Source organism: Mucilaginibacter gracilis, assembly GCF_003633615.1.
GTDB lineage: Bacteria > Bacteroidota > Bacteroidia > Sphingobacteriales > Sphingobacteriaceae > Mucilaginibacter > Mucilaginibacter gracilis.
Map to the genome: position 1 here is coordinate 4,951,347 of NZ_RBKU01000001.1, position 19,261 is coordinate 4,970,607.

Annotated in this window: 11 protein-coding genes; 3 read left to right on the forward strand and 8 right to left on the reverse strand. The window is 44.2% G+C overall.

What is annotated here, in order from left to right; all coding sequences use genetic code 11:
• Positions 1-38: 38 nt before the first annotated feature.
• On the forward strand, positions 39-1,643 hold the full coding sequence (locus BDD43_RS22100) for a S8 family peptidase (protein WP_121199845.1): 1,605 nt from the start codon (positions 39-41) through the stop codon (positions 1,641-1,643).
• An 83-nt stretch (positions 1,644-1,726) separates the two neighbouring features.
• On the opposite strand, the gene BDD43_RS22105 is transcribed toward BDD43_RS22100, so the two are convergent.
• From BDD43_RS22105 to BDD43_RS22120, 4 genes are all read right to left on the reverse strand, one after another.
• Positions 1,727-2,857, reverse strand: coding sequence for a bile acid:sodium symporter family protein (locus BDD43_RS22105; protein ID WP_121199847.1), 1,131 nt, complete (start codon positions 2,855-2,857; stop codon positions 1,727-1,729).
• A 92-nt stretch (positions 2,858-2,949) separates the two neighbouring features.
• The gene (locus BDD43_RS22110; RefSeq protein ID WP_211339712.1) at positions 2,950-3,321 is read right to left on the reverse strand and encodes an MmcQ/YjbR family DNA-binding protein; all 372 of its coding nucleotides are present in this window, start codon (positions 3,319-3,321) and stop codon (positions 2,950-2,952) included.
• A gap of 125 nt (positions 3,322-3,446) precedes the next feature.
• Positions 3,447-4,133 (reverse strand): DUF3826 domain-containing protein, encoded by a 687-nt coding sequence (locus BDD43_RS22115; protein ID WP_121199849.1) that lies wholly within the window; start codon positions 4,131-4,133, stop codon positions 3,447-3,449.
• Between the two features lie 170 nt (positions 4,134-4,303).
• Entirely contained in the window at positions 4,304-5,185 is an 882-nt protein-coding gene (locus BDD43_RS22120; RefSeq protein WP_121196630.1) for an IS982 family transposase, read from the reverse strand.
• A gap of 140 nt (positions 5,186-5,325) precedes the next feature.
• On the opposite strand from BDD43_RS22120, the gene BDD43_RS22125 reads away from it, so the two are divergent.
• Both BDD43_RS22125 and BDD43_RS22130 read left to right on the forward strand, forming a co-directional pair.
• Positions 5,326-6,789 (forward strand): sialate O-acetylesterase, encoded by a 1,464-nt coding sequence (locus BDD43_RS22125; protein WP_121199851.1) that lies wholly within the window; start codon positions 5,326-5,328, stop codon positions 6,787-6,789.
• Positions 6,779-9,100, forward strand: coding sequence for a DUF5703 domain-containing protein (locus BDD43_RS22130; RefSeq protein WP_121199853.1), 2,322 nt, complete (start codon positions 6,779-6,781; stop codon positions 9,098-9,100). The genes BDD43_RS22125 and BDD43_RS22130 overlap by 11 nt, the downstream gene beginning before the upstream one ends.
• A gap of 50 nt (positions 9,101-9,150) precedes the next feature.
• Here the strand turns inward: BDD43_RS22130 and BDD43_RS22135 are convergent, their stop codons facing one another.
• Genes BDD43_RS22135 through BDD43_RS22150 form a run of 4 tightly spaced genes read right to left on the reverse strand, consistent with a single transcriptional unit; the run spans position 9,151 to position 19,208 of the window.
• Complete coding sequence (locus tag BDD43_RS22135) at positions 9,151-11,190, reverse strand: aceric acid hydrolase (protein ID WP_121199855.1); 2,040 nt, start codon at positions 11,188-11,190, stop codon at positions 9,151-9,153.
• 2 nt (positions 11,191-11,192) lie between these two features.
• The gene (locus BDD43_RS22140) at positions 11,193-14,840 is read right to left on the reverse strand and encodes a glycosyl hydrolase (protein WP_121199857.1); all 3,648 of its coding nucleotides are present in this window, start codon (positions 14,838-14,840) and stop codon (positions 11,193-11,195) included.
• Position 14,841: 1 nt separating this feature from the next.
• Complete coding sequence (locus BDD43_RS22145) at positions 14,842-18,135, reverse strand: glycoside hydrolase family 2 TIM barrel-domain containing protein (RefSeq protein WP_121199859.1); 3,294 nt, start codon at positions 18,133-18,135, stop codon at positions 14,842-14,844.
• Positions 18,135-19,208: a mandelate racemase/muconate lactonizing enzyme family protein gene (locus tag BDD43_RS22150; protein ID WP_121199861.1), complete on the reverse strand. Its 1,074-nt coding sequence runs from the start codon at positions 19,206-19,208 to the stop codon at positions 18,135-18,137. Before BDD43_RS22150 ends, BDD43_RS22145 begins: the two co-directional genes overlap by 1 nt.
• Positions 19,209-19,261 lie beyond the last annotated feature (53 nt).

Below are 19,261 nucleotides of genomic sequence, written 5' to 3' on the forward strand. Positions count from 1 at the left end.
TTTTGCACCTAATTTTTCACTGGTTTATTTTTTTAACTATGACCCCATTTTCTTTCATTAAAAAATACGTTTTTGTAGCGGCTCTCTGTATTGCTCCCTTTTACGTTCAGGCACAAAGTACTCCAAAACCAAACTGGCAAAACCTTGACCTTGCAACAGATACCACCTTTGGCATAAGCACCGAGAAGGCTTATACTGAGTTACTAAAAGGCAAAAAAGCCCTACCTGTTATTGTTGCCGTTATTGATGGCGGCGTGGATATTGACCACGAAGACCTTAAAACGGTGATATGGACAAATAAAAAAGAAAAGCCAGGAAACAAATTAGACGACGACAAAAACGGATATATTGACGATATACACGGCTGGAACTTTATTGGCTCGGCAAAGGGCAATATTGAGTTTGAGAACATGGAGGCCACGCGCATTATCCGCAAATTTAAACCCAAATTTAAAGATGTTACATCGGAAGCCAATGTTAGCGCCGCCGATTTAGCCGATTATAAAACCTATGTAGCTGCTGTTGCCGAGCGCGACAAGTTGCTGGCACCTGCCGAAGCCAACCTGAAAGGCATTACCGCTTTTAAAGAAACTTTAGACGAGATGCTGAAAAGCAAACCGGCCGATAAATCTGCCGGAGATTTCTTTAAAGATTTTGAACCTACCAGTGCCATCCAAACCCGCATAAAAACGGTAATGAGCCGGTTTGTAAAAACTGATGCCGATTTGGAGGATTTTAAAAAGAACCAGATTGAGGCAGGCCTTAAACATTACGGCGAAACGGTTAATTACCATTTAAACCTTGATTTTGATCCGCGAAGCATTGTTGGCGACGATCAAAACAACGATAACCAGCGCAATTACGGCAGTAATGATGTTTATGGGCCGGATGCGAGCCATGGAAGTCACGTTTCGGGTATAATTGGTGCTGTTCGCGATAACAACATCGGCATTAAAGGCGTCGCCGACCATGTTTGGATCATGTCTGTACGTACAGTACCTAACGGCGATGAGCGGGATAAAGATGTGGCAAACGCTATCCGCTACGCTGCGGCAAATGGTGCGAAAGTAATAAACATGAGCTTTGGTAAACCATTTGCTACCGATAAAAAAGTAGTTGACGATGCTGTTAAATACGCTATCAGCAAAGATGTTTTGCTAATACACGCCGCCGGCAATGATAACGAAAACCTTGAACTGGAAAGCAACCACAATTACCCAAACCGCATTTATGCCGATAAAAGCGGCGTTGCAAGCAACTGGATAGAAGTTGGCGCGTCGGGCTTTAAAGACGACGAAACCTTGAAAGCAACATTCTCCAATTATGGTAAAACTATGGTTGATGTTTTTGCACCAGGCGTTCGCATTAATTCAACCACTCCAAAATCAACTTACGCAGTTTACGATGGCACCAGCATGGCGTCGCCCGTTGTGGCAGGGCTTGCAGCCTTAATACGGTCGTACTATCCAAAGCTAAAAGCCGGCCAGGTTAAAGAAATTATACTTAAATCGGTAGTAAAAGTTAATCACGATGTTGTTGTTATTGATGGAGAAAACCAAAACAAAGTGCCATTTACCGATCTGTGCGTTACCGGCGGCATCGTAAATGCTTATAACGCTTTAAAATTAGCAGCTACGTATTAAAGCAACTGTAATAATGGATTGAGAAGTAAATATTTTCAATTCAAAATACTGAGCCGTTAGCCTTAGGCGTGAAAATCTGATCTTTAAGAATGGATTTCCGCCGTAAGGCTAACGGCTTCTTCGTTTATAATATCTTCGGCGGGTATCCGGTTATGCCACCAGGTAGCTAAAGATGAGCCGTTAATATTCATGATAGGGCCAAACAACCCTGCCGCTAAGCCAATGGTTGATAGCCCGCCCATTAACAAAGCCAGGCCCGATGCAAGGCCTCCGTTTTGCATACCAACTTCTAATGATATGGTGCGGCAATCCTTCTCCTTAAAGCCCATTAGCCTGCCCAACCAATAACCTAGTGTAAAGCCCGCGGTGTTATGAATAAACACTGCAACTACCAATAGCAAACCAACCTGTAGCAAACTGTTGCGCCCGGCCGCAGTTATCACCATAATAATTAAAGCAATGCCCACCATTGATAAAACAGGCATAATGCTATCCAGCCATTTAACTTTCCCCCGGGCCACCCAATGGAAAATTAAACCGGCCACTATGGGTATAATAACAACCTTGGTGGTATCCCAGGCCATATCCAAAAAATGAACCTGTACCAATCTGCCAGCTAAAAGGCGCATTAACAAGGGTGTAAATAACGGTGCCAACAAAGTTGAAACTGTTGTTACGGCTATAGAAAGTGCCAAATTTGCCCTCGCCAGGTACGCCATTACGTTGGATGCCAGTCCGCTTGGGCAACATCCTACTAAAATTATTCCCGCAGCTATTTCTTTGGGGAAGTTAAACGCGTATGCCAACGTAAAGCCAATTAAGGGCATAATAGTGTAATGGCAAACCACACCAACAAAAATGGTTTTCGGAGTTTTAAAAACCATGCTTAATTCCTTTAAGCTTAATTCGCTGCCCATGCCAAACATAATAATCTGCAATAATGGTATAATCAGTTTGGTTAATTTAAAACCGCCAACGGCTACAAAATACTGCGGGTAATACATAGCCAGGCATACCCCCGCAATTACAAACAACGGAAAGGCAAAGCCTTTCAATTTAGCATCTTGCCTAAACACAACCGCCAGCGATGCTACCGACAGCATTAAAAACCACCCTTCAATTTGTTTCAATTGGTTTAACACCATAAAAACATAAACAACCAATAAAACTACTGGTATAAAATATAAGGCTTTGTTTGGCTTAGGGTTGGTCATTTTTAATTAATAGATGGTTTATGGCTATAAAATAATGCTTAAATATCAAAAATAAAAAGTGCTTAATGTTAAAAATGCAAGAAGATAGCAGTTTATAAACCCAACGCATTTTTAAGTTTCAAGGATAACTTAGCCACTACCAAATTATACGATTGCTGCGCATAAAACTCCCATTCTGTTTTAGTAAACCTGCTAACATCGTTAATATGCACCCATTTATACCTTGCCAGGTGCGGAGCCGGTTTAAAACCATCGCGCGAAGCTAACTCTTCAAACTCTTCGGGTGTAACTTTAAATGCCGCATTGGGTGGCACAGCATCCGGCGATGTTATCAAAAACATTTTGCCTCCCACATTAAAGCACAGGTATTCTTCCCACTTAATATCCTTAGTTACAGCCGGGAATTGATCGCAAATGGTTTCTATGTCTTCAATGGTCATAAAATTAAATAAATTACTTGCCATTGAAATTAAGTAAAAAGCACAAAAGCAGATGCATATCAGCTAAACTAAATTAAAATGCCCTGCCGATGCTTACTATTAACAAAGCATTCAGAAGGGCAATTTGATTTAGCTTTTTAAATATCGGCTTAGTTTTTAACAGGCTCGGCTTTTTTTGCTTTGGCAGCGTCGGCGTAAGCTTTATACATCTGTTTCCAGTTGCGGCCTTCGGTATTGGTAAAATAATCTTCAATTTTAGTTTTGTAAATTTTAAATATAACCGAAATCTGATCAACATTTTTATAATCAACCGCTTGCTCGCGGGCAGCTTTCAGGTTAGTTAAAATAAAGGCTTCTTCATCTTTATTAAGGTTAGGCACTATCGATTTATAACCATTCATAGTAAATGCCACCTTACCAATGGTGTATTTATCCAGCACCACGTCAACCTGTTCTTCCGTTAAATCCTTACGTAAGCCAGCCATTAGCGCTTCATGAACGCTTTTTGGTATGGTAGAATTAATAATAACCTGCCGCTCCAACTTACTGAATGTTTTGCCGGTAACGGGGTTTATTCCTTCGGGCACCAGCGTGTAATCATGACTATTATGCCAATCGCGCACTGCCTTTAAATGTGTTGCTATAGCCTGCTTTACACGGTTTGCCTTTGCTGCATCGGTAAGGTTAAGGGCTGCAACAAATGTATTGGCCTTATTAAGCGGGTCCGATTTATCAACCTTGGCAGGTTTTGCATCGGCACCGTCCTGTGCTTTGGTTATTTTAGGGCTCAAGCAAAATGCGGCCACGGTTATCAATAATACAATGATTTTCTTCATGTAATTCCAGCTTAAAAATAAGTTTTAACAGGTTTATAATTTCACATAAAGTTATTGGGCATTGTGCGCACATCACTAAAACAACTTAGCACATCGTTGTACAATATTATCTTGTTTAGCCTGACGGCCATGGCAATAAAAAAATAATATTATAAACCCGTAGTGCATTATCAGACTAAATTTATTTTAATGTGATTCATGTTCCTTTTAAAGATAAATTTGTTGAGGTATTGAATGGTGGTCAGGGCAGTTATTTTACTTAACGTCCTTGTCTTAAACCCCTCAAAAGTTTTGGCATAATTTCTTCTGATCATAAACTGATCGCACAGTTGCGAAAATAGCGTTTCAATCCTTTTCCTTGATTTTTTGAATAGGTATGGATACGGTTTGAATTTCTTTTGATTGTTTCTCATCGGGGTTTCCAATCTAATGTTTACAGATTCAAAAAGATTGACCTGTACCTCTGCGGACAAATAGCCTTTGTCTCCAAGTAGCACGCAATCAGTCATTTGTTGTTGTATATCTTTCAGGTAATGTATGTCATGTACGGAAGCAGGGCTTAGGTCAAAGTTCTCAAAAACACCATCTACTGAACAAACTGCATGCAGTTTGTATCCATAATACCTCGAACTTTGCGCAGCACAAAAACCATGGTTTGGAAAAGCGTATTCCTGTTCTTTGCAGATTTTACTTCTTGCTGCACGGGCATTTTTACATACCTCTAAAGGCATTGAATCGACAATGAAACAGTCCTGGACAGCGTTCAGTTTCTGAACAAGCTTTTTTCTCACCTCATTTATGTGCGGGAACAATTTTCTTTTTCTCTTATTGTAAACACTTCGTTCGATCAAGATATCAAGCGGGGTACCTTTCAGGTTTCTAAATAACTGATATTCAGAATCTATTCCACAATATTCAGCGGTCAAATTTAACGTAATTAACTCTAAATCAGACAGTCTTGGCCTTACTGGTTTGTAATAAAAGTCCTCTTTTATTGACAGTTTCCTAAACTCTTCTAAAATAAAAGTGTAATTTTGAATCAAGTTGTTCATGTTTGTAATTGATTGTCAGTCAATACAATATACCATTTATTGGCGAAATGAACAACTTTCTTTATAATGCACTACGGGTTATTATAAATTTGATAGCTAGTACAGCTAAAGCAAATTAAACCAATTAGCCACATCCAACCATGATAATAAAATACAAAAGTTACCACAGGCTTTTAATGCTTGTATGCCTTTGCCTTTTAAATAATATTGCCAAAGCACAGCCAAAACTGGCCGCCTTATTTACCGATAACATGGTGCTGCAACAAAAGTCGACGGTGCAGGTTTGGGGTTGGGATAAACCTTCGGCAACCCTAACCTTAACCAGTTCATGGAACAAAGCCACCTATAAAACAGTAGCAGGTGCCGATGGCAGGTTTAGCTTTAAAATAAGCACCCCTACTGCGGGTGGCCCCTACCAGCTAACGGTAAACGATGGCAAACCCGTTACATTCACTAACATATTAATTGGCGAAGTTTGGATATGCACCGGGCAATCAAACATGGAAATGCCGATGAAGGGCTTTAAGGGCCAGCCCATTATTGGCGCCAACGAGGTTATATTAACATCGAAAAACAAAAACATCAGGCTATACACGGTTCCCCGTTCGTCAGTTACCGAGCCACAAAAGGATTCAAAACCGGGCCAATGGCGCGAAGCCGACCCCGAATCTGTTGCTAATTTTAGCGCTACGGGTTATTATTTTGGCCGTCTTATTAACAAAGTGCTGGATGATGTGCCCGTTGGGTTAATTCATTGCAGTTACAGTGGCTCATCAATACAGGCCTGGATGGATGCTGCCACCCTCGGTGCTTTCCCCGAAATTAAAGTTCCCGCAAAGGGCGATACCATTAAACAGGCAAGCCGCACTCCTACCACGCTTTATAACGGCATGTTGTACCCCATTTTAGGCTATGGCATAAAGGGAGCCATATGGTATCAGGGCGAATCTAATTACGACAACCCATCGCAATACGAAAAGCTGTTTGAAACATACGTTAAAACTTTAAGGGCACAATGGGCCATTGGCGATTTTCCGTTTTACTATACCCAGATAGCACCTTACGACTATGCACAACTGCCACCATATAACAAAGGCGGTAAATATAATTCGGCGTTTTTACGCGATGCACAGCGCAAAGAGGCCGACAAAATACCTAACACGGGTATGGCTGTATTAATGGATATTGGCGAACAGGCAACCATTCACCCACCGCATAAAGAAACCGCCGGAACCCGTATGGCTTACATTGCCCTGGCTAAAACTTATGGTATAAAAGGGTTTAACCCGCTAAGCCCAACCTATGATAATTTGACTATTAAGGGTAACCAGGCTGTAGTAAAATTTAAAGATTGCCCAATGGGTATAACATCCTACTTTAAAGAACTAACCGAATTTGAAGTTGCCGGAGATGACAAACATTTTTATCTGGCTAAAGCCGTAATTTCGGGCAGTACGGTTACGGTTTCATCACCGGATGTGAAAGCTCCGGTGGCTGTACGATACGCTTTCCGCGATTTTATTGTGGGTGAGCTTTTTAGCACCGATGGCTTACCCGTTTCTTCTTTCCGCACCGACGATTGGGATTATAACGATGCGAAGTAGAAAGCTATTTTTAGCATTTATATTATGTTTAGCGTGTTATAAAGCATTTGCCCAAACAAACGAACTGGCCAGATACAATGTAGTTTGGAACAGCCAGAGTAAAAACTCGTCCGAATCGATGCCTTGCGGTGGCGGAGATATTGGCCTGAATGTTTGGGTTGAAAATGGCGACCTGCTTATGTACTTTAGCCGGAGCGGCACTTTTGACGAGAACAATACGCTGTTAAAACTGGGGCGCATTCGTGTACACCTCACTCCTAACCCGCTTGAGGGCAAAATATTTAAACAGGAGTTAGTACTAAATGAGGGGTATATCAACATCACCGGGTCCGACGGTAAACAAGCCGCGCGGATCAATATACGTGCTGATGTATTTAACCCGGTTTTCTATATCGATATTAACAGCGATAAACCATTAACCGTAAAAACCAGTTACGAAAGCTGGCGTTACCGCGATAACCAAATGAAGGGCCGCGAAAACAACCAAAGCTCCTGGAAATTTGCCGCACCAGCCAATACGCTCACCTATGCCGATTCGGTAAATTTTGTTAACAACACCATCAGCTTTTATCACCACAACCGTGATAGTACCGTTTTTGATGCCGCTGTAAAACAACAAGGTATGCAGGCCGTAAAAGGCGAAATGTACAATCCGCTTAAAAACTTAACCTTTGGCGGGGTAATGAGTGGTAAAAACATGGTTGCCGTTGGCACCAATAACGGCACCTATAACAAAACACAATTTAAAGCATGGCAATTGCAAAGCAGCAAGCCGGTTAAGCAACAAGCTATACAGGTTACGCTTTATACAAAACAATGTGCCGCTATTAAAACCTGGCAAGCCGGTTTGCAACAGGTTTTAGAGAAGTTAGCGCAAACATCGGCCACAGCCAAACAAAAAACTATTGATTGGTGGCACCAGTACTGGCAACGCAGTTTTATTGATATTGAGCCCGATAATCCACAACCCGACAGCGCCAACTGGCAGGTGGGCCGCAACTATCAGTTATTTCGTTATATGCTGGGTTGCAATGCCTACGGCACATCGCCAACTAAATTTAATGGCGGCTTGTTTACCTTCGATCCATCGTATACCGACACCCTTTATAAATTCACTCCCGATTTTCGCAATTGGGGCGGTGGTTTGGCCACTGCTCAAAACCAAAGGCTGGTATATTTCCCGATGCTTAAAAGTGGCGATTGGGATATGCTTAAACCCCAATTTGATTTTTATTTAAAAACACTGCACAATGCCGAACTGCGCAGCAAGGTTTACTGGAACCATAAAGGGGCATCTTTTACGGAGCAAATAGAAAACTTTGGATTACCCAACTATGCCGAATACGGAACCAAACGACCGGCAGGCTATGATAAAGGCATGGAATATAATGCCTGGCTTGAATATGAGTGGGACACCGTTTTTCAGTTTTGTTTGATGATGCTTGATGAGGGCCAATACTCCGGCAAAAGCATTAGCAAATACATCCCCTTTATGGAGAGCTGCCTAACTTTTTACAGCGAGCATTACCAATATCTTGCCAAACAACGCGGCAGCAAACCATTAAACGGTAACGGGCAACTGGTGCTTTATCCCGGTTCGGCTGCCGAAACTTATAAAATGACTTACAACTCTACCACAACAATAGCGGCCTTAAAAACTATATTATCGCGGTTGTTGGAGCTGCCCAATAACTATATGAACGCCGAAAGCCGTACACGCTGGGCAACTATGCTTGCGCAGATACCGCCTATTGCTTTTTCCAGTTTTAATGGCAAACAAACAATTGCCCCGGCACAATTGTGGGAACGCATTAATAACCAAGAAACGCCGCAATTATACCCGGTTTTTCCGTGGCATATATACGGAGTTGGCAAGCCCGACCTACAAACCGCTATTAACACCTACCTGTATGATACCGACGCCATAAAATTTAGAAGCCACGTTGGATGGAAACAGGATAATATTTTTGCCGCCGATTTGGGCTTAACAGCCGAAGCCGCGCGACTTAACACTTTAAAATTAAAAGATTCGGGCCGTCGTTTTCCGGCATTCTGGGGTCCTGGTTTTGACTGGACTCCCGACCATAACTGGGGTGGATCGGGCATGATAGGTTTGCAGGAAATGCTGCTCCAAACCGATGATAAAAAAATATACCTTTTCCCTGCCTGGCCCGCAACCTGGGATGTTCACTTTAAATTGCGCGCACCGTACAATACTACTATAGAAGCAACCTTGAAAGGTGGCAAACTTACATCCCTAAAAGTATTACCGGAAGAACGGATAAAGGATGTGATGAATATGCTGAAGTAAAAAGCCATGTTTTAATTTGATAACACAGCTTCGTACCCAAACAGACAAAATTACCTGCTAAACGGAATCCAGGTTTCCATTTCTACATGGCCACGGTTTCCCCAGGCAAAATAAGGTATTAATTGTATGTTGGTGGTGCCTAATTGCTTGGTATTTATATTTCGGTAAAGCTTGTTTTTCCAGTTACTATCTTCCAATTCGGCTTTGCCGGTAAGGGCAATAATATTGGCATTATCGATAGTGATTTTCTGAGTACTTAAACTAACCTTTGATGATAGCGACAAGTTAAACACCTTTTCGCCCTTAGGTATTCCTGCCGATTCGATACAGTAAACTATAGGGCCGCGTTTTACGGCTATCTGGTTGCGGGTTTCTTCAACCAAAGGGTTTGCCTCAACCATGTTTATAGGCATGGGTATATTTAACTCAATTACATCGCCTGTTTTCCACTTGCCGTTTATTTCGGCATACTGGCCCGGGGTTAAATTAATGTTGGTTGGTTTACCATTTACCGTTAGCGTAGCACCATCGCTCCATCCCGGTATCCTGAAAAACATGGAAAATGCCTCTTGCGGAGCCTTGTCTAAAATTAATTTAATTGCCCCGTTCCAGGGGTAATCAGTTTGCTCGGTCAGTTTAATTTCGCTTCCGCTTTTCAATTTGGTTGATAGGGTATTGCCGCCATATAAATTAAGGTACAGCCCTTTGTCGGACACGCTATAAACGTAATTATTCAGCTCGGCAATGGTACGGATAACATTTGGCGGGCAGCAGTTTGAGTAACCTATATAACCCACCCTGTCTTTAGACCAGCGTTGCTGATACGGCATCTCGTCCGATACGCTGAGTGGGTTGGTATATAAATACTTTGTACCGCTCAAACTAATTCCCGATAGCATACCATTATATAGCGTTAGCTCCATTACATCGGCATATTTGGCGTTTCCGGTAAGTTGCAACATGCGCCAGTTCCATAACACATTACCTACGCTGGCGCAGGTTTCATTATGCGAAGTAAAATTGGGTAACTGGTAATCACGCCCGTAAGCCTGGTGTACCTGCTGAACATCTTTTAACAAATAGGAAGTACCATCGGGCGAAACACCATCGTACAACGCGCCGCAACCTCCGGTTATATACATTTTTCGGTTCACCACATCGTTCCATACTAAATTTAGGGTATGGGTTAAAGTGGTATCGCCTGTTTCGGCATAAACATCGGCTGCACCGGCATACAAATAGTTTGCCCTAACGGCATGGCCAATAGCCGCTGTTTGCTGCCTAAAGGGTACCCTGTCCTGGTTATCATCCGTACCCTCTTTCATCAAACCGCGAATGTCAATGAGGCTTTTAGCCAGTTCCAGATATTTAGGATCGCGAGTGGTGCGATACATTTCAACCACGCCCATATAATGCGAGGGGCAAATGGCATTACGAGCCAGTTCGGGCGAAGCAGTTTTGTAGAAACGGTATAAATAATCGGTGGCTTTGATAGCTATCTCCAAAAAGTTTCTTTTGCCCGTAACGCGGTAATGAATACAAGCAGCCGTCATCAAATGGCCCAGGTTGTAGGTTTCAAAATTTAGCCGGTCTTCAAAAGCTTTGGCCTTTGCGGGATTTTTGCGCTCGTCAATTAATGTAGGTGTGTGAATGTAGCCATCGGCACGTTGCGCCTTGCCAATAAGGGCTATGGTTTTATCTAAAACCTCATCCAACTTTTTATCTTTAGTTTCGGCATACATGGCTGTCATGGCTTCCATCAGCTTGTAAAAATCGCCATCCTGAAACGGCGGCCCTACATGTTCGCCGGTATCTAATCCTGCTGCTATTTCAAAATTTTGCGTTGCATGGCCCGTTTTTGCATCCGTATAAACGCTCCACATGTGCGGTATCATCGAATCGCGACAAGCCTTAAAGCGCTCTGCCCAAAAACCATTTGTCCATTTCACGTTACCCATATCTACACTTTGTAGCTTTGCGTAAGGGCTTTGCGAAGTATTGGTTAGGCTTTTACTTTGTGCCATTGCTTGTAGCTGTACGGTTATGGTAACTACCAACACGCAAAGGCTCACTTTTAATATCGCTCTCATAATCAATCTCGTTTTGTTCTGTCAACCACAATTATTTTTACCGGGCCAAGTAAACCTGCCGGTAGTAAAGGCTTTTTATCAAGGCGGTATGGTGCCGTTGTCCAGGTAATTCGTTTATCATCGGGCAGGTTGTGGTCGCCTATCAGGCGGTTTGCCCAGGTGTTGCTCACCTCAACATGCACTTTGTTATAACCGGTTTTTAAGGCTTTTGTAATATCTAAGCGGTATGGCGGTGCCCAGGCTACGCCGCAAAAAACACCGTTAATGGTTACGCTTGCGGCATTGGCCACATTACCCAAATCAAGCCATATTTGGCGATGAGCTACCAGGTTGCTGTTCCATTTTACAATCTGCATGTAATCGGCAGTGCCAGAATAGTATTTAATACCCGGTATTTCGTTTTTGCTCCAATCGCTTAATGTGGTAAAAACAACGGGGCCATCGGGGCCGCCGCTTTTAGGATCAAAATTAACCTGCCATACGCCATCAACAGAGCGCACGGTTTTAAAATCCGACCAGTTTTGACCTTTTCGGGATGCCGTAACAGATGCCTTGCGCAAAACAATAAAAAACGACCCGTTAGGTTCCAGTTTCAACGTTAAATTGGTGCGCCCGTTCTCATTTGTATATTGGCTGCACTGGTAAGTTTCGCCGGTCATGGGGTCCCACATTTCGGGTATTTTGTTGGCCACCCGCAACGACAAATCAATTACCCGCGCCCTGTTTTGTTGATTTGAGATAAAATATAAATCAAATTCCGGGTCGGTACGGTGCGTCCAGGCAATGTCTTTAGCGTGTTGGCCTATCGAGTCTGTCGCTATCATATCGCGCGGTAAGCCCAAATTATCAAACGTTTCTGCCTGATACGAGCCTTTTAAAAGACGGCCCTTGCTTTGCGCGGATATTCCTATTTCGGATATTAATTTAGGATCGGCATCAATTAACAGTGTTGCTCCATCGTTAACCAGTTGCTTAACACGTTGAGCTACCTCTGCCGACATCAAATTGCCACCTTCCGGATCCATTTTAGTTTCTCCCGGTAAAACCAGCAAACCATAACTTGCACCGCCGGGCAAAACTATGCGGCCATCTCTAACGGTAGCCAAACGCAACAAGGCGTCCTTATTAAACGAATCGTAAGTATAGCCTCTTAGCGGGTCTATCCACTTTTGCGGCTCGGCCATATTGGCCGACGAATTTACACCGTCGGGAATGGTATGCATTGGCTGGCCCTCGTTAGCTAATCTTTTAGCTTCGCCATTCATTACATCCGCTCCAAATATGCCGGGCAGGGTATTCACCAGCCTATCGGGCAATATAGATCGGCGTGGGGTTTCTTCACCCGTAAAAACGGCTACATCAACCACAGGTTTACCCATTTGCAACATGGCCTGGCAACGTTGTAAATACTGTACCCAGGCAAAGCCCTGTTTCCACCAGGTTTGGTCGCGCTGAAAGTATAGTCCTACCCCATCCAGCGTCATGCCGGGCTTACGGTTAAGCCAGGGGTTATGTGTAAATACGTGCATTACAAAACGGTTAACGCCTTGCGCAAAAACACGGTCGCCCAGGGTTTTTAAATTTCCGGGATGCTCATCCCATGCCATGCGTACCTCGGTAAAGGCTTCGCTCTGTATTAAGTTTTTGCCGTAAATATGCCCACCCGAAACAGCGTCGAGAACATCGCCAGGCTTATCATGGGTGGGGCTTTTCAGCCAAAATTCGCCCATGGGTATATCGGCATCCCTAAATTGCAGCATACCATCGCCTACCATTGTTGGTGCAGTACTTTCGGCACTAAATACGGCACCTTTTTCGTGCGCCAGTTTGGCCATGGTGGCATAAAAGTTATCGGCCAGTAATTCGGCAATGGTTTGCCTAACGTCGGCCAAAACCTTTTCGGATACGGTTGCACTTTGCACCGGGATGCCGGCCATTACAGGTAAATACGGAATTAAATCGTACCCGCGCCTTTTCGCAAACTCATTTGCAAATACCGGCGACCAGTTTTGGCTGCCGCATTCCCAACTGTCTACATGAAATATTTTTAAAACCTGTGCGGCCAGTTCGGGCCCGGCTTGCTTAACGGCTTCGCCAAACCAATGGTCGAATTGTGATTTTACCGCTTCGGGGTTAAATTTATCACATTCAAGCCCTGTGCCTGCGCCTCCTGTTTCGGTAAGGTGCCCGTTTGAGGTATGCCCCATGCGGATGATAACCCATTTACCGGCGGGTACGTCCCAATTTAAACGGCCCCTTGCATCAAGGTAACGGCTAATGTTTATCAGTTTATCTTTAGGTATGCACAAGGCATCGGGCACTTGTTGGGCAGTTGTATGTTTGGCTACGCGCCAAAGTTGGCCGCTTTTGCCCTCAAACTGATTGATACGCACCGCTCCCGAAAGATCGATCCCCTGTATCCTCAAATTAGGTTTCCACTTGGCCGCTTCCAGGTCTTCGGCTCCCGGCTCGCTTCCGGCTTTATCATATACAAACCTAAAGTACATGGCCGTAACGGGTTTAATGGCGTAGGTGTTTGGCTCTTCGCCATCCTGCCAGCCGCTACGGGGAGGCTCCAGATGTTCGGCCTCGCGAAAATTGCGGCCATCATCGCTCACCTGTATATTGAGCCGCTGGGCCTCGTAATTGTTGCCGTTTGTACGGATAGTAACCGACCGGCATGTGAACGGTTTATCAAACGCGTATTGTATCCAGCAGGTGCTATCGCTGCTAAAGCTTTTTTTACTGCCCTTGGTTGCTAAAAATGCAACCTCAACTCCCGGCTTGCTGCTGCTTATTTTGGGAGCAACCGTTTCGGTAGATAAGGTATCGCCCGAGCTTAACGGATAGGCGAAAACTGCCACATCCTTGTAATAACCCGGATAGCTTTTGGGCAAAGCCAGGGTATCATTATAATGCCTTGCGCCGCTCACTATGGTTTTGCTCCAGGTAAGCTTCTGCATAGATAGTGCGGGGGTTATCCAGGGGCCGCCCGCTATCGAAAAGCCATCGCAATCGTGCATCGCCATTTTAAGGCCGAGGCGTTGTGCCTCGCTCATGGCAAATTTTACCATCTGCCACCATTCGGGCGTTAATTGATTAACAGCAGGGCTAAACAGCGGCGGATTTGCGGGACCCTTTATACTCATTAAATAAGCACCGCCAATACCTGCTTCTTTCATGGCTTCAAGGTCGGCGGTAATGCCTTCGCGCGTAACGGCGCCTTGTATCCAATACCAAAACACCCAGGGTTTAGCCGCATCGGGCGGGTGTATAAATGCCTGCCTTAAAGGCGAATCGTCATTTATGGCCTGTATGGGTGCGGTTGCCACAACGTCTTCTTCGCCTGCGCGTTCGTCGTTATCAACATATGGCATGCCGTGGCTGCCATGCTTTTTTTTGCGCCCCTTACCTTTAGCCAACTCATGTTTTGATTTTTTACCATGTGAACCCGAAGACTTGCTTTTTTTACCCGAACCGCCACCCGAATGTTTGGAAGTACTTTTTTTATGACTTGCGGTTTGATGCGCCGTTTTACTTTTAGACTTTTTTTTATGTTGGCCATTTACATTAGCTGCTATGCATAAGCACAATACTAACAATAAAATAAACCTTTTAAACTCAACTAAATATTTAACCGGAATAAGCATATTAAAATTTTATTTTGGTTGCCAGTGCCCCTGCCTGGGTGGGTTTGCTTTTAGCCGGCAATATATAAAAAGTATAGCGATATGGTTTGGCCGATATTTGGTATTGCGGCAACGGCGCGGCTAAATCGCTCCAGCTATCGTTGCCGCCTACGCCCATCTGTACCAGGTCTATGTTTAGTGTTATGTACCCGGCGTCCTTCAGTTTGTTGGTATGCCTTGCCGCCACAATATTGGCCTCGGTGTAGGGCCATGCGCTCATGCTTAACAAACTATCGGCAACAACAAGCAAGCCGTCGTTTTTCTTGTCGGATAGGTACATCCAGCGTACATCGGTGCGGTTACCGTTTTCTTGCGGCACCACATAGTTTTCCATAAACTCGTTTATTGGCTGCGAATAAATGCCTACCGGGAAACCCGTCCGTCTGTCAACATAATTTTCCATCAATCCCCTCCCGTACCAGCTCACATTATCGTAACTTCTCAATATCCCGCACTGCATCCCCACCTTTGGTATATTAGGCAAACCTGCCGATGGATTTAAACTATAATCTACCTTAACGGTTCCGTTGCCGTTTATAGTATAAACAACCTGTACAGTTGCCTTGCCGCCGATTAGCGAATAATTGCTGATAACCTTGACAATCCCTTTTTGGGGTTGGCTGAAATTAATATCCGTAAGCTTCAATTCAGGCTCATACCAAACCTTTAATTTTTTATCGGCTTTCCAGCCCCTATGGTCGTTATCGGTGGCGGGGCGACTAAAGTGCGGCAACAGCGGCGCAAAAACTTGCTCCTTACCATCAATTAAATAAGAATTTAAAGCTCCGTTAACTTTATTAATGCTTACGCCGAAACCATTTCCATCTATCAAATAATTATCAGCCTTCTGTGATACTGCCAAGGCAGGGAAGTTTTGGTTACTGGGTTTTGATTCCGCCAACCCCGTGAATGCAAATTGATCTGAAGCTATTTCAAAACCCTTATCCGCCCACAATTTACTTTCGGTTAACATGAACCGGATGTTCGCAAAAAATTCAACACCGGGCTTTATTTGGGGCAAATACAGCAATATGCTTATCACAGTATCTTTACCTGCCTCCAAATTGATGCGTGGTAACACTTTTGTTGATATGATCCTTCCGTTTTCCAACACATCAAGGCTAACATCAAAATCGTTAAGGTTCTGTACACCATTGCGGTTAGTTACCTTAATTAAACCCTTTTGGGCATCAACCAATTCGCAGGCTGCCTGCTGAAACACATGCTTACATTCGTAAATGGCAGCCTTTGGTCTGCCGTCGGATGCTACAATACCTTTGATGGTAAAATCGTCAAAGTACCGTTCCTGGTAATCGCCGCCGTAGGCGTAGTATGGTGTCCCTGCCGAATCTCGTTTAAGTAAACCCTGATCTTTAAATTCCCATATCCCCGCGCCAATGATTCGCTTGTTTGACCGGAATGCATCCCAAAACTCTTTTAAATTGCCATTGGAATTACCCATTGCATGCGAATACTCTACAAAAAATATTGGCCTGTTATCGCCATTTTGCTGGTTAGCCAATAAGGGCACCGTGAACAAGCCGGGGTACATCCGGCTATCAATATCAACATAAGGCTGATCGATAGGGTTACCCAAACGGTGCGAATGGTCGTTAGGTTTCAAATATCTTGGGTCGCCGGGCTCAATATAACCTTCGGCTTGCGGTGTGCCTTGCGCGGGCTCGTAATGCACGGGGCGGGTAATATCAAAATCGTGTACCCAACCGGCCATAGCCGCGTGGTTTGGCCCACGACCGGCCTCGTTACCCAAACTCCAAATAATAATGCTCGGGTGGTTTTTATCGCGCATCACCATGCGGGTAACACGGTCAAGGTAGGCACCGGCCCAAACCGGGTCGTTACTTAGCTTTGAACCTAAACCATGCGTTTCAAGGTTGGCTTCGTCAATCACTAAAATGCCATACTGGTCGCATAAATCGTACAGGTACGGGTCCATTGGGTAATGGCTGGTGCGGATGCAATTAAAGTTAAAGCGTTTAATGGTTTGCACATCGCGCAAAATAATATCGCGCGATAGTGCCTTGCCCTTTACGGGATCATGATCGGGCCGGTTAACGGCGTACAGATAAGTTAGCTTGCCGTTGATGAGCAGTTTGCTATCGTCTTTCCTAAACTCGATACTTCTAAAGCCTACCCTGCAACTCTTAGCCTCCAAAACATGGCCGGTAGTATCTACTAACGAAATTACAAGCTTGTACAAATTGGGTATCTCCGGGCTCCACTTTAAGGGGTTTTTCAATTTGGCCTCCATCAGCGCAAATTTGGCGTTGTCCAACCGGGGGAAAATCTCATTAATAATACTTTCAACACTCCTATCTAAAGGCTTATTCATCAGTGGTTTATTATTCTGGTCGTAAAGTTGAGCCTTAACATGGTAGCCTGCAATTTGCTTGCCTGTTAAATTCTCAATTCTTGGCCGCAGCATAAACCGCACATCCTTGTAATCCTTATCAAGCTTGCCTTGCCAAAAAAAGTCGGCTATGCGTAATTTAGGTTCGGCCAGTAGCATTACCTCGCGGTGGATGCCGCTCATGCGCCATTGATCCTGGTCTTCCAGAAAATAACCATCGCTCCAGCGGATAACCTGTACCGATAAAATATTTTCGCCGGCCTGCAAATAGGGGGTAATGTTAAACTCGGTGCTCATAAAGCTATCTTCGCTGTAACCTAAAAACTTGCCGTTAACCCAAACCTTATAGCCCGAGGCCACGCCGCCAAAGTGCAGCGTAATATTCATATCCTTCCAATCTGCCGGAACGGTAAATGTGCGTTGGTAACTCCCCATGCCATTATAATCAACCGGTGGAAATGGCGGACTAACCGGGCGGAACGGGTAAACGGCACTTTTGTAAATAGGCTTATCATAACCCTGCATTTCCCAACTGCTGGGTACTTCTATTTTTTTCCAGCCGCTTACGCGCGATTTATAAAAATCCTGCGGAGCATCTGCCGGTTTATAGGCAAACGAAAAATCCCATAGCCCGTTTAGCGAGATCATTCTGCCGCTTTTTTCCCTGTCCAGCGTCAAAGCATCGTTAACACTGCTAAACGAATAAGCTGTTGCCCGTGAAGGGTCGCGGTTAATACCATCAACAGATGCATTTTCCCAGGGTTCGGCATTAAAAATTGTAGGCTCGTGCGGTATGGGTGCCGGTGTTTTATCAACCAGTTGTGCAAGCAAAGGTGTTTGGCAAAACAGAGCTAATAATAGTGCCCAGGTTATCTTCTTTGTCATTAAATTTCGGTTAAGCAAGCATCTTTAAAACTAAAGCCCCAGCCGGGCCTGTTATGTGGCGATGCCATTCCATTTTTTATTTCAATGGGATGGTCTATGAGCGGGTCGATCCAGTCGAACGATTCGGCCCCTGCTCCATTCGGTATGGTACACAACAATGGTATATCATAATCTTTATAGTAATGCGGCAAAACAGGTATATTGTAACTCGCAGCTAAGGCAGCACTGTCGCGCCAGGCTTCAACGCCGCCTAAACGCAAAATATCGGGTTGCCATATATCAATGGCGTTACGATTGAGCAATTCGCGCAAGGGTAATGTTGAATATTCGCGTTCGCCCATAGCCAGCGAAATACCGGCCTGAGTACGCAGCAATTGATAACCCTGAAAATCGGTATGATCTATAGGTTCTTCAAACCATTGGATATTAAGCGCACGGGCCTCGCGGGCCAAAGTCATAGCGGTAGGCACCGTCATGCCCTGGTTGGCATCCATCATAATGCCTATGTCGTTGCCAACGGCTTCCCTAACCAGTTTCAGCCTTTCAAGGTCCTCTTTCCAATCGGGCTTACCAACCTTTATTTTAACGGCTTTAAAACCACGTTTTTTGTATCCGGTTACCTCGGCTATCAATTCCTCAACCGAATATGATATCCAGCCGCCGCTGCCATAAATAGGCACTTCGGTGCGCGATGTACCTAAAACCTTCCATATCGGCTGGCCAAGTATTTTGCACCAGGCATCCCACATGGCAATGTTATAAGCAGCTTGCGCCCAACGGTTTATACCTTCGTGCCCAAAGTACTCGTTTGCAGCGTTTATTTTATTAAACACCTTAACGGTATCGCTAACTTCCTCACCTATTACCATTTCGCCAATGTCTTTCATAGCACCCGCAATGGCATTAGAGCTATATTGAAAGCTTAATAAATAGGCCTCGCCCACTATGCCGCTTGTAGTTTGAATACGAAGCACTACAAACGATATTTCGCTAAGCGTATGCGTAGCATCCGAAATTGGTTTTTCCAGTTTGGCTTTAGCCGAGTAAACTGTATAGTTTTTAATTTTATTCATAGGATTATGTATTTAGTTCGCATTTGATCGTTTTGTAATTCATGAGCTTTCCA